At 63.9% G+C, this 13,539-nt stretch carries 11 protein-coding genes; all 11 read left to right on the top strand.

Going from position 1 to position 13,539, the window contains the following annotated elements; translation table 11 throughout:
- Nucleotides 1-42: 42 nt before the first annotated feature.
- The 11 genes from P3T23_RS00720 to P3T23_RS00670 all read left to right on the top strand — a co-directional run bounded on the left by P3T23_RS00720 (nt 43) and on the right by P3T23_RS00670 (nt 13,460).
- On the top strand, nt 43-459 hold the full coding sequence (locus P3T23_RS00720; protein WP_429314279.1) for a MarR family winged helix-turn-helix transcriptional regulator: 417 nt from the start codon (nt 43-45) through the stop codon (nt 457-459).
- Between the two features lie 87 nt (nt 460-546).
- Nucleotides 547-1,644, top strand: a complete 1,098-nt coding sequence (locus P3T23_RS00715) for an HlyD family secretion protein (protein ID WP_429314278.1) — start codon at nt 547-549, stop codon at nt 1,642-1,644.
- 46 nt (nt 1,645-1,690) lie between these two features.
- Nucleotides 1,691-3,274 (top strand): DHA2 family efflux MFS transporter permease subunit, encoded by a 1,584-nt coding sequence (locus P3T23_RS00710; protein ID WP_429314820.1) that lies wholly within the window; start codon nt 1,691-1,693, stop codon nt 3,272-3,274.
- 10 nt (nt 3,275-3,284) lie between these two features.
- Nucleotides 3,285-4,742: an efflux transporter outer membrane subunit gene (locus tag P3T23_RS00705; protein ID WP_429314277.1), complete on the top strand. Its 1,458-nt coding sequence runs from the start codon at nt 3,285-3,287 to the stop codon at nt 4,740-4,742.
- Between the two features lie 80 nt (nt 4,743-4,822).
- Nucleotides 4,823-6,007: a thiolase family protein gene (locus P3T23_RS00700; protein ID WP_429314276.1), complete on the top strand. Its 1,185-nt coding sequence runs from the start codon at nt 4,823-4,825 to the stop codon at nt 6,005-6,007.
- A 154-nt stretch (nt 6,008-6,161) separates the two neighbouring features.
- Complete coding sequence (gene panE, locus P3T23_RS00695; protein WP_429314275.1) at nt 6,162-7,121, top strand: 2-dehydropantoate 2-reductase; 960 nt, start codon at nt 6,162-6,164, stop codon at nt 7,119-7,121.
- 352 nt (nt 7,122-7,473) lie between these two features.
- On the top strand, nt 7,474-8,934 hold the full coding sequence (locus tag P3T23_RS00690) for a PLP-dependent aminotransferase family protein (RefSeq protein WP_429314274.1): 1,461 nt from the start codon (nt 7,474-7,476) through the stop codon (nt 8,932-8,934).
- A gap of 414 nt (nt 8,935-9,348) precedes the next feature.
- The gene (locus P3T23_RS00685) at nt 9,349-9,798 is read left to right on the top strand and encodes an HU family DNA-binding protein (protein WP_133665386.1); all 450 of its coding nucleotides are present in this window, start codon (nt 9,349-9,351) and stop codon (nt 9,796-9,798) included.
- A 377-nt stretch (nt 9,799-10,175) separates the two neighbouring features.
- On the top strand, nt 10,176-11,585 hold the full coding sequence (locus P3T23_RS00680; protein ID WP_429314819.1) for a circularly permuted type 2 ATP-grasp protein: 1,410 nt from the start codon (nt 10,176-10,178) through the stop codon (nt 11,583-11,585).
- 113 nt (nt 11,586-11,698) lie between these two features.
- Entirely contained in the window at nt 11,699-12,649 is a 951-nt protein-coding gene (locus tag P3T23_RS00675; RefSeq protein WP_133665384.1) for an alpha-E domain-containing protein, read from the top strand.
- 10 nt (nt 12,650-12,659) lie between these two features.
- Nucleotides 12,660-13,460: a transglutaminase family protein gene (locus tag P3T23_RS00670; RefSeq protein ID WP_429314273.1), complete on the top strand. Its 801-nt coding sequence runs from the start codon at nt 12,660-12,662 to the stop codon at nt 13,458-13,460.
- Nucleotides 13,461-13,539: the final 79 nt, after the last annotated feature.

The raw sequence follows: 13,539 nt of genomic DNA, 5'->3' as shown, positions 1-13,539 counted from the left end.
GATTTAATGTGTGCATACGCACTTATTAACCGGCTAACGAACATGCCCTTTGCACCTGAAGACGACTGTTTTGCCATCCGCCAGGCTGCGCGCCACGTATCGCAGCTGTACGACCGGCACCTCGCGAACGTGGGCCTGACGATCACGCAGTTTTCGATCATGGGAAGGATCAGGCGTGCGGGCCGGCTGACGATGAAGCAACTGGCCGACGAGATGGTGTTGCAGCGCACGTCGCTGGTCAGGGCGATCCAGCCGTTGCGGCGCGACGGGCTGGTATTCACCGAGTCGCTCGAACCGGAGCAGCGCGCCCTGCTTCTGGGTCTGACGAAAGACGGCGAAGAGCGGATTCTCGCGGCACGGCAGCATTGGTATGCAGCGCAGGATGAATTCGAGCAGCGCTTCGGCCTCGCGCGCGCAGCAGCGCTGCGCCGGGAGCTGTTTGCGTTGACGCAGGAATAGATTCGAAGCCCGCACGAAGCGGGAAATGTCCGGCGCAGATCAGTGCGCCATTTTTCAAAGCAACGGAGTGCGTACGCACATATCAACATGTCCACTACCCCGTCGACTCTCGCCCCCGCCAGCGCCCCCGCCGGCACCGTTGGCAGCGCGCGTGCAGCGCGCCGCATCCCGTGGATGCTGCTTGCTGTCATCGCTGTGCTGGTGGCGCTCGTCGCCGCGGGGTCGTACTGGTTCATCGTTGGCCGCTTCGTGGAGACGACCGATGACGCGTACATCGGTGGGGACGTGACCGTCATGTCGCCGAGGGTGAGCGGCTTCGTGACGGACGTGCTGGTGAAAGACAACGAACACGTGCACGTCAATCAGGTCCTGATCCGGCTGGATGCGCGCGACTACGATGCGCGTCTCGCTCAGGCCAATGCCGAAGTGGCAGGCGCGAAGGCGGCAGTCACCGAGTTGCAGGCGAAGAAATCGCTGCAACTCGCGACCATCAACGAGCAGTCCGCTGAAGTTCGCGCGTCGGGCGCGGAACTGACGCGCAGCGCCTCGGACCAGGCACGCTATCGCGAACTGGTGAAGGACGACGCCGTGTCGAACCAGGTGGTCGAACGTGCGGACGCCGACCTGCTCAAGGCACGTGCCGCAGTGGATCGCAGCAACGCCGCGTTCACCGCGGCGCAGCGGCAACTGGTCGTGCTCGACGCGCAGATCGGCGATGCCGAGGCCCGCGTGGCGACGGCCGAGGCGGCACAGCGCGTCGCCGCACTGAACGTCGAGTACACGACCATCCGCTCGCCGATCGACGGCTATGTCGGCAACCGCACGGCACGCGTCGGCCTGCTGGCGAATGTAGGCGTCTCGCTGCTGACGGTCGTGCCGTCGAGCGGCCTGTGGATCGATGCCAACTTCAAGGAAGACCAGCTAAAGAAGATGCGCGTCGGCGACACGGTCGATGTCGATCTCGACGCCTCCAGCGGCAGGATTCACGGCGTGGTTGAAAGCCTGGCTCCCGCAACCGGTGCGACCTTCAGCGTGCTGCCCGCAGAAAACGCAACCGGCAACTTCACCAAGATCGTGCAGCGCGTGCCGGTGCGCGTCCACCTGAATGTGTCGAAGGAAATGGAAGGCGTGCTGCGGCCCGGCCTGTCGGCGACGGTGAAGGTGCACCTGGCTGGTCAGGCCTGACGAGCGAGCAGGCGATCCGATCATGAACCGCACCAACGCCTTCTCCATGAACTCCGCTTCTGCCGCTCTCCCGGCCAATCCCGCCGACCAGCCGACGCGCGCCAAAGTCTTCGCCTTCGCGCTGATGTGCCTCGGCTTCTTCATGGCGACGCTCGACATCCAGATCGTTGCGTCGTCACTGAGGGACATCGGCGGCGGTCTGTCGGCCAGCCAGGACGAGTTGTCCTGGGTGCAGACTTCATATCTGATCGCCGAGATTCTGGTGATCCCGATGTCCGGCTGGCTCACGCGTGTGTTTTCGACGCGCTGGCTCTTCACCGCCTCCGCGTTCGGCTTCACGGTGACGAGCATGCTGTGCGGCATGGCGTGGGATATCAACTCCATGATCGTGTTTCGCGGCCTGCAAGGCGCGCTCGGCGCCGCGATGATCCCCACCGTCTTCACGACCGCGTTCGTGCTGTTCCCCGGCAAGCAGCGGCTGATCGCTTCCACGACGATCGGCGCTCTGGCATCGCTCGCGCCGACGATCGGCCCGGTGATCGGCGGCTGGATCACCTCGCAATGGTCGTGGCAATGGCTGTTCTATCTGAACGTCGTGCCGGGCATCTTCGTCACCGTGCTCGTGCCGAAGTTCGTGCACATCGATGAAGCCGATCTCTCGCTGCTTAAAAAGGGCGACTATCTGGGCATTTTGCTGATGTCCGGCTTTCTCGGTTGCCTCGAATATGTGCTCGAAGAAGGCCCCCGCAAGAACTGGTTCGGCGATGACGTCATTGTTCTGTGCACGTGGATTTCCGCGATCTGCGGCTTTCTGTTCATCGTGCACGCCTTCACGGCGAAGGAACCGATTGTCGATCTCCGGGCCCTGGCGATCCGCAACTTTGGCATTGGCAGCCTGTTGTCGTTCATTACCGGCGTGGGCATTTTCTGCGCGGTGTTTCTGACCCCGGTGTTTCTGGCGCGTGTGCGTGGCTTCGACTCGTTGCAGATTGGTCTTGCGCTGCTCTCGGTCGGTTGCTTCCAGTTGATTGCACTCGTCGCGTATTCGCTGCTGGCGCGCGTGATCGACATGCGCCTGCTGATGATATTCGGCCTCGTTTGCTTTGGTGTCGGTCTCTACCTGTACGTGCCGTTGACGAGCCAGTGGGGCTGGCGTGAACTGCTGATCCCGCAGGCGCTGCGCGGTATCGGGCAACAGTTCTGCATTCCGCCGATCGTCACGATGGCGCTCGGGTCCCTGCCGCCTTCGCGGCTCCGCTCCGCAAGCGGGCTTTTCAACCTGATGCGAAATCTCGGCGGCGCGATTGGCATCGCCGTCGCCAGCACGATGCTCAACGACCGGCTGAACCTGCACTTCGAGCGCCTCGACGAACACGTCACGGCGGGGCGGCCCGTCGTCGAATCGCTGCTTCATCAGCAGGCGGCGCATCTGGCCGCAATCGGCGGCGATGCGCTCGACTCGGCGAGCGCCGGCCTCTACGTGCTGCATTCGCTCCTGATGCGCGAAGCGCTCGTGCTGACCTTCTCCGATGCCTTTCTCGCTGTGGCGCTCTGCTTTGTCGTTGGCCTCGCAAGCGTGGCTTTCTCGCGCCCGTTCGGCAACACCGCACCGCCCCCTGACGCTCACTGAGAGCCCCGACATGAAATCGACCCTTGCAAAGATCCTCGCAGGCATCGCGGCGCTGACTCTCGCCGCCTGCGCGGTCCAGCCTGCAACCCACGCCGACCTTCACGAGACCGTGCAAACTGTCGCGCCGGACGCGTGGAGCGTCGCGGCTCCCGAGGCGGCCGTGGCCACCGACGCGTGGTGGAAGGACTTCGGCGACCCGGTGATGCATCAGCTCGTGACATCGGTGCTGGACGACAACCTCGACGTTAAGGCCGCGGCCGAGCGCGTCAAGCAGGCGCAGGACCTGGCGAAGCAGCGTCACGCGGATCTGCTGCCGGAACTGGATGCGACGGCGACGGCGTCGGACACGCGGCAAAACACCCCGCCGCCGCTCGGCTACGTGCGGCAGGCCGGCATTGGTCTCGCGGCAAGCTGGACACCCGACGTGTTCGGCGGCGAGCGGCTGGCGTTGCTTGCGGCGCAGGCCCAGGTAAGCGGCAGCAAGGAAGCATTGAACGAACTGCGGCTTGCGCTCGCCGCCAATACGGCGGCCGCGTATATCGATCTGCGCTGGGCGCAGTCGCAAATGCAGATCGTCAAGGACAACGAGCAGATCCGGGCGCGTGCGCTGCGCCTGACCCAGGAGCGCCTGCACTACGGGCTCTCGACGCAGCTTGACGTCGCCCGGGCGCAAAACCAGCTGTCCGATCTGCAGGCGCAGATTCCGCGCGTGCAGTCGACGATCCAGCATCAGTTGAGCCTGATTGCGGTGTATTCGGGCCGCACGCCGGAGAGCGTCGATTCGCTGCTGCTGGCCGACGCACGCGACATTCCGGTGCCCGCGCAAAGCGTGCCGCAGACGGTGCCGTCAGAGGCGTTGCTGCGCCGGCCCGACGTTCGCACCGCTTATGCCGGCGTCGAACAGCGCGCCGCGGAAGTGGGCGAAGCGAAGGCGGAGCGTTACCCCAAGTTCCGCCTGAACCTGACGAACGGGCTGCTTGCCTCGTCGTACCTCGGCCTGCCGACCCTGACCGACAACCTCTTTAGCGCGGCGCTGAACGCGACGAGCCCGATCTTCAACGCGGGCCGTATCACCGCAGGCATCGACAGGAGCGAGAGCCAGATGCGCGAATCGCAACTCGGTCTGCATCAAACGATGCTGCAGGCGCTCAAGGAAATCGAGGATACGCGCAGCGATCTGGTGACAAGCGGCGAGCAGGTCGACCGGCTCGGCGGCGCACTCGACGCATCAAGCCAGGCGCTGCGGCTCTCCAGTGAACTGTACAAGGGCGGCGCAGCGAGCTTCCTGGATGTCCTCGCGGCGCAGGAGGCCTATCTGCAGGACGCGGAATCGCTGAACCAGGCGAAGCGCGAACGCGCGCTCGCGGCAGTGGCGCTGTATCGCTCGCTCGGCGGCGGGTGGGATGCGCAGGATACGTCGGCGGTGGCGAGCGTGGCGGCGACGCCTGCGCCCGCAAAGGCGAACTGAGCCCAACGGAACACGAAAGCCAGCCTCGGGCAAGCGAGGCATCAGTCAGTGCGTTTTACCTCAACCAAAGAGAGATGACGATGAATACGCGAGATGTAGTGATCTGTAACCCCGTGAGAACGCCGATCGGCGCCTTTGGCGGCTCGCTCAAGGATGTTCCCGCAACGGATCTTGGCGCCGCTGCGGTGCGGGAGACGTTGCAGCGCAGCGGCCTCGACGCGAAGGAACTGGCGTCGGTCGTGATGGGTAACGTGGTTCAGGCGGGCAACCGGATGAACCCGGCACGCCAGGCTGCGATCGGTGGCGGCGTGCCGGTGGCGGTGCCCGCGCTGACCGTCAACCGCGTGTGCGGGTCCGGCGCGCAGGCGATCGCTTCCGCAGCGCAGGAGATCTGGCTCGGGCTGGGCAACGCGGCCATTGCAGGCGGCATGGAAAGCATGGAGCGCGCGCCCTATCTGCTCCCGGGCGGCCGCTGGGGCTACCGGATGGGCAACGCCGAGGTGTACGACAGCATGCTGCGCGACGGGCTCGTCGATGCGTTCTCGAATGAGCACTCGGGCTGGCACACGGAAGACCTGGTCACGCAGTTGTCCATCACGCGCGAGGCGCAGGACCGCTGGGCTGCGCGTTCGCAGCAGCGCTTTGCCGCGGCGCAGGAGCGTGGCCTCTTCGACGCGGAACTGGTCGCCGTTGAAGTCGCAGGACGCAAGGAACCGGTGCGCTTCGCCCGGGACGAGCAGCCCCGCGCCGATACCACAGTCGAAACGCTCGCCAAACTCCGCCCGGCATTTCGCCGCGACGGCACCATCACGGCCGGCAATGCGCCGGGCCTGAACAGTGGTGCGGCTGCCATGGTCGTGGCAGAGCGCGGCTTTGCCGAGGCCCGTGGCATCGAACCGTTCGCCCGGCTGGTGGCGTTCGGCGTCGCGGCAGTCGAGCCGGGCATGTTCGGTCTTGGACCGGTGCCCGCCGTGCATATGGCGCTCGAACGCGCCGGCTGGAAGCTCGCGGATGTCGAACGGGTTGAAATCAACGAAGCGTTCGCCGCAGTGCCGATTGCCGTCGCGCAGAAGCTTGGGCTGGCGGAGGACATCATCAACGTCGAAGGCGGCGCGATTGCTCACGGTCATCCGATCGGGGCGACAGGCGCTGTATTGACCACGCGGCTCATCCACTCGATGCGACGCGATGGACTGCGGCGCGGTATCGTCACGCTGTGTATCGGCGGCGGCCAGGGCATCGCACTGGCGCTCGAGATGGTCTGACCGCAGGCGAACGCGTTGCGCTTCTGCGGCCGGGTTCGAAAGGATCCGGCCGCGGATGCGTATGAAGAATCTTTGCTACATTCCGCGTAGACAGGGATGAACGCAGCAGCGCGTCCGTGCGCGGCGAGTCAATTGATTATCTGAGGGAGATACGATGCGAATTCTGGTGGTAGGGGCAGGTGCGGTAGGCGGATACTTCGGCGGACGTCTTGCTGCGGCTGGCCGTGACGTGACGTTTCTCGTGCGCGCGCAACGCGCGGAAGAACTGAAGCGTGCGGGTCTCGTGATCAGGAGCCCGCGTGGCGACCTGCTGCTGCGCGACGTAAAAACCGTGCAGGCCGGCGACGCCAGTCAACCGTTCGACCTCGTGATCCTGAGTTGCAAGGCCTACAGCCTCGACGACGCGATCGAATCATTCGCCCCGTTCGTCGGGCCGTCGACTGCCATTCTGCCGCTCCTGAACGGCATGCGGCACATCGACGTGCTGACGGAGAAATTCGGAGCGTCGCGCGTGCTGGGCGGTCAGTGCGTGATTGCGGCAACGCTCAATCGCGAGCGCGAGATCGTGCATCTGAACGACCTGCATGCATTGACCTTCGGCGAACTCGCCAGTGGATTGACTGACCGCGCGCAGGCGATCGACGCAATCATGCAAGGCGCCGGTTTCGACGTGACGGCCAGCGACGACATTCTTCAGCAGATGTGGGCAAAGTGGGTGTTCCTTGCGACGCTGGCGGCCAGCACGTGCCTGTATCGCGCATCCGTCGGCGATATTCTTGTGGCGCCGGACGGCAAGCGCGTGATTGAAGGCTTGCTGTCGGAATGCCGTGCGGTCGCCGCGCATAACGGCTATGCGCTGGGCGAGGATTTTGTTGCGCGGGTGAGCGGTACGCTGTTCGCGGAGGGCTCGACAATGACGGCGTCGATGTTGCGCGACGTCGAGAACCGCTCGCGCACGGAAGCGGACCACATTCTCGGCGATCTGATCCAGCGCGGAGGCGAAGCACAGCATGAAAGGCAGATTTCGCTGCTGCGCGTCGCCTACAGCCATCTGAAAGCCTACGAGGCCCGCCAGGCGCGGGAAGCCTGGGCCTCAACTGAAGGCATCGATTGACTCACGCTGCTGGACGGGTCGATCGATACAATGCAACCGGCTATGCGCTGAGCGCCATTGACGCTCGATCCGCCGGTTCATCTGCATGCCGCGAGTTTACGCCGGCATCTTGCGGAACGACGCCGCAATCCGGTTCCACCCGATGATCGCGACGCTTCCCACACGTGATCCGTCACATGCGTTTCTCCGACGAGCGTCACAGCTTCAGCACACTCCCGCGCGGTGCGTTCACGCTCAGTGAAGAACAGCGGTTGTATGAATCGCCCTCGAAGCGGGACGACGGAGGTAACCTTGAAGTCTGCAGTGGTCAGCAGAATTAGCCATTTCCAGAATCTTTCAGGTAACCAGCCGGATGGACATTCACATCACGATCGAAGGGCGGCACGACCTTGCCGGACAGATCTACCGGCAGCTCAGGGCGGGCATTGTCGAAGGGCGTCTGGCCGGCGGGGTGCAACTGCCTTCCACCCGCGATCTGGCAACGCAACTCGCCGTTTCGCGCAAGACGACGCTCGATGTGTTCGAGCGCCTGCTTTCCGAAGGGTTTCTACTGGCGCGGGCCGGCGCGGGCACCTATGTCGCAGAAGGACTGCAACGCTTGCCTGGCGAAAAATCCGCGCATGCGAAGGCGGCCGAAGCGGCGAAAGCCACCGCGCGGGCGAAGGCACGTCCGGTCTGGGACGAAGTCGCGAAATCGATTACGTTGCCGCGGCCCGACGCGCGCGCGACCTTCGATTTTGTTGGCGGCATGACGGACAAGTCGTTGTTTCCGTTCGATGTCTGGCGTACCTGTGTGAATCAGGCGCTGCGCGCGCAGGCGCGTGGCCGTGGCGTCTATCATGATGCCGCCGGCGAGCAGGAACTGCGTCTCGCGATCTCGCGTTATCTCGCGTTTAGCCGGGCGGTCACGAGCAACTGGGACGACCTGCTCGTGACACAGGGTGCACAGCAGGCACTCGATCTGATCGCGCGCGTGATGCTCCAGCCAGGCGACGTCGCCGCGATCGAGGATCCCGGCTATCCACCTGCGCGAGCGTGCTTTGCGGCGCTCGGCGCGAAGGTCGTGCCGGTGCCGGTCGACGGGCAAGGTCTCATCGTGAGCAAACTGCCGAAGAACGCGCGGATCGTCTACGTCACGCCATCGCACCAGTTTCCGCTCGGCATGCCGATGAGTCTGGAGCGCCGCGTCGAGCTGCTCGAATGGGCGCAGCAACGCGGCGCGGTCATCATCGAAGACGACTACGATTGCGAATACCGCTTCGAGGGGCGACCGATGGAGCCGCTGAAAAGCCTCGATCGTGCGGGGCTCGTTGCGTACGTCGGCACCTTCTCCAAGACGATTTTTCCCGAGTTACGGGTGGGATACGTGGTGCCGCCGGCATCGCTGATGGGGCCGCTCTATCGCGCTCGCCAGGTCGGCGACTGGCATGGCTGCACGCTCACGCAGACCGCACTCGCGAACTTCATGCTCAATGGCGACTTCGCGAAGCACCTGCGGCGCATGCACAAGCACTACGCAGGCCGCCGCGCGATGCTCATTTCGCATCTGCAAAAAGGGCTCGGAGAATGGTTCGAGCCCATCGTGCCCACTGCCGGGATTCATCTTGCCGCGCGGCTCAAGGCGCCGTTGACGGAAGCCGCGGTCATCGAGGCTGCAGGCCGCGCATCGATCGGTCTATATGGCCTCACGCCTTTTCATGTGCGTGTGCGGCCGCAGCCCGGCTTGATCTTCGGCTATGGCGGCATCGGTGTCGAACAGATCGACAAGGCGTTGACGATGCTCGCCCGACTGATGCCGCAGCTAGCGCATTAACGCTGCCAGTGGCGTAGCAGGGGGGCGGCGCTACCTAGGGCAACGCGAAATCTCCCGTAATCCACGGGTTTTCCAGTACTTGCGAAAGAGCACGCCGTCCGCTTTTGGCATCGACGTATAGGCGGATTTGCGTCGCCCGTGTCAGGCCGATGTTGCGAATCAGGCGTTTCGAGAGCAGCGCAAACAGCAGCGCAGCAGACACTGGAACGAAGCAGCAGACAGCAGTCAAAATGCGTTTGACCCGCTAAAACAGGTATCAAAACGTGTTAGACAGTCAGCTCCGCGCAACAAACCTGCGCTCTTATACACAAAAGATTCGCGCGAAATGCCTGAGCGCTTGTAGAATCCGGCCTTGAAGTGCTCGCATACCGCGTGTGCTTCGTGCATTCACTGACCACAACAGGTAGGAGAAACATGCCGACTTCCGCAAAAAAGGTGGCCAAGAAGGCTGCCACTGTACCGGCCAAGAAAGTTGCAGCGAAGAAAGTGCCTGCTAAGAAAGCAGCAGTAGCTAAGAAGGTCGCCGTGAAGGCGTCCGGCGCACCGTCGCCGATCAAGGACACCTTCACGAAGGCCTCGCTGGCTGCGCACATCGCTGATCGCGCTTCCGTCGAACTGAAGTCCGCCAAGGCCGTCCTGGCCGCGCTCGAAGACACGATCCTCGGCGCAGTGCACAAGAAGGGCGCTGGCGAATTTACGCTGTCCGGTATTCTGAAGATCGTTGCACAAGCTGTTCCGGCGAAGAAGAAGCGCTTCGGCAAAGACCCGTTCACGGGTGAAGAGCGCTGGTTCCCGGCCAAGCCGGCCAGCGTGCGCATCAAGGCACGTGCGCTGAAGAAGCTGAAGGACGCAGCAGCAGGCTGATCGTTACGATCGTAGCGTTCGTGACCGCCGCTTTCTGGCGACGGTCGCGCCAGCCTGGCAGTATAGGGATCCCCGCGGACTCGAGCCCGCGGGGATTTTTTTCGCCCGCAGGTTCTCCGCCGCCGCGCCGGCTTTGCCTCGCAGCAGATCCCGGGCGAGCACTCTGGCAGGCGCAGGTGCACCGGAGTAGCGCATTGGTCGCGCCAGCGGTAGGATGATGTCGTCGTCGTGCCTGCCGGATGCGCTGTTCAGGTGCATTCGACGTCAGTTTGCGCAGGGAAGAGAATGGCATAACGCTTGCTTGAAGCTAGACCGTTGTCGAACACCGAATGCGCAGCGCATTCGCCTTCTATCCGACAAAAAGAGCGGGGCGTGACATGCGATGCTATGACGAGATGCGTCATCACGACGAGGCCGTGCGGCCGCACTATGCACGGTTCGAGCGTTGGCTTGTACAACAGGGCGGCGATGCGATCGCCCGCAAGCGTGCCGAAGCAGATCTGCTGTTCCGGCGGGTGGGGATTACGTTCGCGGTTAACGGCGACCTGTCCGGAACCGAGCGGCTGATCCCGTTTGACCTCATTCCGCGCATCATTCCGCGTAGCGAGTGGCAGACGCTCGAAGCGGGTCTGCGCCAGCGCGTGCAGGCGCTCAACCTGTTCATTCACGACGTCTATCACGACCGCAACATCGTCAAGGCCGGCATCGTGCCCGCGGCCCAGGTCTACACGAACGCGCAGTACCGGCCGGAGATGCAGGGCGTCAACGTGCCGCTTGGCGTCTATGCGCACATTGCGGGCGTCGATGTGGTACGCGCGGGTGACGACGGACAGTTCTACGTGCTGGAAGACAATTTGCGCGTGCCCTCGGGCGTCTCCTACATGCTCGAAAACCGCAAGATGATGATGCGGCTGTTTCCTGAGTTGTTCGTGCAGAACCGTGTCGCGCCGGTTGCGCACTATCCCGACCTGCTGCTCGACACGTTGCGCTCGGTGGCCCCGGAAGGCGTCGACGACCCGATTGTCGTTGTCCTCACGCCCGGCATGTACAACTCGGCGTATTTCGAACACACCTTCCTCGCGCAGCAGATGGGCGTCGAACTGGTCGAAGGCAAGGATCTGTTCGTCGACGACAACTACGTCTTCATGCGCACGACGCAGGGACCGAGGCGCGTCGACGTGATCTACCGCCGCGTCGATGACGATTTTCTCGACCCGCTCGCATTTCGCAGCGACTCGGCGCTGGGCGTGCCGGGTCTGCTCACCGCTTACCGGGCAGGCCGTGTCGCGCTGGCAAACGCGATGGGCACCGGCATCGCCGACGATAAATCGATCTATCCGTATGTACCCGAGATGATCGAGTTCTACCTCGGCGAAAAGCCGATCCTGAACAACGTGCCGACCTTCCAGTGCCGCAAGCCCGACGACCTTGCGTACACGCTCGCGAATTTGCCCGAACTCGTCGTGAAGGAAGTGCATGGCGCGGGCGGATACGGGATGCTGGTTGGGCCGGCAGCGACGACAGCTGAAATCGAGGCGTTCCGCGAGCGGCTCATCGCACGGCCGGCCGGTTACATCGCGCAGCCTACGCTCGCGCTGTCGGCTTGCCCGACTTTCGTCGAGTCGGGCATTGCGCCTCGCCATATCGATCTGCGGCCCTTCGTGCTGTCGGGCAAGACCGTGACGATGGTGGCGGGCGGTCTCACGCGCGTGGCGCTGCAGGAGGGCTCGCTCGTGGTCAATTCGTCGCAGGGAGGCGGGACCAAAGACACCTGGATGACCGACTGACAGGGTTGCATTCGCAACGAACGAGGCAAGCCGGCGAAACGCATCGCCGGCGAGAAACCGGTAACCAGCGCAGGCCGTCCGCGCCCTGCGCTCATCAACAACGGAAAGCCGTCATGCTAAGCCGCACTGCCGACCACCTCTTCTGGATGGCCCGTTACATGGAGCGCGCCGAGAACACCGCGCGCATGCTCGACATCAACCTGAAAGCCCTGCTGTTGCCGCAGACGGCCGAACAGGAGGCGCGAGCGCAGCGTTCGGTGCTGCGCATTTCCGAACTCGAAGGCGCTTTCGCGCAGCGCTACGACGAACCGACCCGCGAGCACGTGCTCCACTTCATGGTTGCGGATGCCGGCAACCCGTCGAGCATCTATTCGTGTCTGCAGGCGGCGCGTGAAAACGCCCGCGCCGTACGCGGCACGCTGACCACCGAATGGTGGGAAACGATCAACGACACGTGGCTCGAATTCACGGAGCGCACGGCCTCGGGGCAACTCACTGCACATCCGGTGGCGCTCTTCGAGTGGGTCAAGTTCCGCTCGCATCTGTCGCGCGGCGTGACGCTCGGCACCGCCTTGCAGGACGATGCGTTCTTCTTCACGCAACTCGGCACGTTTCTCGAGCGGGCGGACAACACCGCGCGGATTCTCGATGTGCGCTTTGCCGACGTCGAGCCAAATTCACGCGATGCCGCGCGTCAGCTCGAGGATTTCTATTACTGGACGTCGATCCTGAGTTCGGTGTCGGCGCTCGAAATCTACCGCAAGGTCTATCGCGACGTCGTCACGCCAGCGCGGGTGGTCGAACTGATGATCCTGAATCCGCAGATGCCGCGTTCGCTGCTGGCCTCGCTCGAAGGCGTGTGCGCGAATCTCGCGATGCTGCGCACGTCGGGATCGAATCAGTGCGAGCGTTTTGCCGGCAAGCTGCGCGCGGAGCTGGTGTATTCCGATATCCGGCAGATCTTCGAGGCAGGCCTGCATGCGTATCTGACGCAGTTTCTCGCCCGCGTGTTCGAACTCGGCGGACTGGTTGCGCGTACCTATCTGATGCTGCCAGTCGCCTGATGGAGGTTTTATGTATTTGACGATTCGCCACGACACCTCCTACCGCTACGAAGAGACGGTCCATTACTCGATCCAGCAGCTGCGCCTGACGCCCGCGAGCGGGGCATCGCAGGTAGTGCGCCGCTGGAGTATCGAGGCGCCCGGCAAGCTCGATGCTGCTTTCGATGCCTACGGCAACGTGTTGCACACACTCGTGCTGAACAAGCCGCACAGCGAGATCCGTTTGCGCGTATCGGGGGAAATCGACACGTTTCCGCTCATCGACGGCCTGTTGTCCGATGGTCCCGGCCCGGTTCCGCTCGAGCATTTCACGTGTTCGACGCCGTTGACCGACGCCGATGCCGCTGTGTGCGAACTGGCGCGTTCGGTGCCTGCGCTCACGTCGCCGGCTTCGTTGATCGCGCTGTCGGAGAGAATCATTGAGCGTGTGGAGTTCCAGTCCGGCGTGACCGAGGTGACCAGTACCGCCGCGCAGGCGCTCGCGCTCGGCAAGGGCGTCTGCCAGGACCACGCGCATCTGATGCTTGCCTGTTGCCGCGCGCGCGGCGTGCCGGCGCGCTATGTAAGTGGCTACATTGAGCCCGGCGATGTGCCGCACGGCGCAAGCCATGCATGGGTCGACGTGTGGCTCGAGGGGGTGGGCTGGACGTCGGTCGACGTGACGCACGCCGCGTTCGCCAGCGAGATCTACTGCCGGCTCGCGGTGGCCCGCGATTACGAGGCGGCGGCGCCGGTACGCGGCCGCAGGATCGGTGGCAGGGAGGAGAAGCTGAACGTGTCGGTGACCGTCAGCGCACAGACTCCGCAATGAGCCGGGTTCAGGCTCAATCCAGGTTCTGGTCGGGCTCCAGCGACAGACCCGACGACCGAGCCCGAACAGGCCCGACCCG

Source organism: Paraburkholderia sp. GAS448 (assembly GCF_050435685.1).
Lineage (GTDB): Bacteria > Pseudomonadota > Gammaproteobacteria > Burkholderiales > Burkholderiaceae > Paraburkholderia.
Note: the sequence above shows the minus strand (reverse complement) of the source record. Positions and strands in the feature narration are given on the sequence as shown.

Excerpts from the sequence above, each read along its gene's own strand:
- P3T23_RS00710 (WP_429314820.1), top strand. The coding sequence starts at position 1,691 with ATGAACTCCGCTTCTGCCGCTCTCCCGGCCAATCCCGCCGACCAGCCG.
- P3T23_RS00700 (WP_429314276.1), top strand. The coding sequence starts at position 4,823 with ATGAATACGCGAGATGTAGTGATCTGTAACCCCGTGAGAACGCCGATC.
- P3T23_RS00720 (WP_429314279.1), top strand. The coding sequence starts at position 43 with ATGCCCTTTGCACCTGAAGACGACTGTTTTGCCATCCGCCAGGCTGCG.
- P3T23_RS00680 (WP_429314819.1), top strand. The coding sequence starts at position 10,176 with ATGCGATGCTATGACGAGATGCGTCATCACGACGAGGCCGTGCGGCCG.
- P3T23_RS00670 (WP_429314273.1), top strand. The coding sequence starts at position 12,660 with ATGTATTTGACGATTCGCCACGACACCTCCTACCGCTACGAAGAGACG.
- P3T23_RS00685 (WP_133665386.1), top strand. The coding sequence starts at position 9,349 with ATGCCGACTTCCGCAAAAAAGGTGGCCAAGAAGGCTGCCACTGTACCG.
- P3T23_RS00675 (WP_133665384.1), top strand. The coding sequence starts at position 11,699 with ATGCTAAGCCGCACTGCCGACCACCTCTTCTGGATGGCCCGTTACATG.
- P3T23_RS00705 (WP_429314277.1), top strand. The coding sequence starts at position 3,285 with ATGAAATCGACCCTTGCAAAGATCCTCGCAGGCATCGCGGCGCTGACT.
- P3T23_RS00715 (WP_429314278.1), top strand. The coding sequence starts at position 547 with ATGTCCACTACCCCGTCGACTCTCGCCCCCGCCAGCGCCCCCGCCGGC.
- P3T23_RS00690 (WP_429314274.1), top strand. The coding sequence starts at position 7,474 with ATGGACATTCACATCACGATCGAAGGGCGGCACGACCTTGCCGGACAG.
- panE (WP_429314275.1), top strand. The coding sequence starts at position 6,162 with ATGCGAATTCTGGTGGTAGGGGCAGGTGCGGTAGGCGGATACTTCGGC.